The 615-nt window shown below is 59.2% G+C and carries 1 protein-coding gene; it reads right to left on the bottom strand.

All coding sequences use genetic code 11. From position 1 onward, the window contains the following. Window positions 1–584 (bottom strand): VOC family protein (locus P0D89_RS53875; protein ID WP_408379799.1); only part of this gene is annotated, 584 nt, incomplete at its 3' end. Window positions 585–615 lie beyond the last annotated feature (31 nt).

Raw genomic sequence — 615 nt, 5'->3', positions numbered from 1 at the left:
GCGCGCAACTCCATCCAGCGCTTCAGATCGTCGTGGGCCGTATGTGCGGCGTCAGCAAAGAACTGCTCGGTAACCGCGACGTTGCTGGTGAACTCGACACGCATGCCGTTTGGATCGGAGAAATAGATCGAGTGGCAGTAGCCATGATCAAGTTCGAAGTACTCGACGTCATGCCTGCTGAGGCGCTCCTTGTAATACTCGATCTGCTCCTCCCCATCTACCTGGAGCGCGATGTGCTGCATGTACGGATTGTTTTCGTCGAACGTCGTGTTCTCCCGGCGGAACAGCCCGGGGTAGTCGAAGAACGCCAGACAGCTGCCGTCCGCGAGTTCGAAGTACAGATGTACATAAGGGTCCGGCTCATGGGTCACGGCGTTGAGCGGCTCGAACAGCGCGGCGACCAGGGGCATCTCGAGGATATCCTCATAGAAATGCCGCGTCTCTTCAGCGCTGCGACAGCGATACGCGTTGTGGTGCAGCATGCGCACGCGGTTGCCGGCGTGCCGCTGCTCGACGAGCGGTCGGACCGTGGCCAGATCGATGTGGCTGCCGTCCTTTCCCCAGTTCCAGTTCTCCAGGCTCATGTCTGTCCTCCGTTCAGCCTTGTGGAAATTA

Origin of the sequence: Paraburkholderia sp. RL18-085-BIA-A (assembly GCF_046027075.1) — a bacterium.
Taxonomy (GTDB): domain Bacteria; phylum Pseudomonadota; class Gammaproteobacteria; order Burkholderiales; family Burkholderiaceae; genus Paraburkholderia.
Note: the sequence above shows the minus strand (reverse complement) of the source record. Positions and strands in the feature narration are given on the sequence as shown.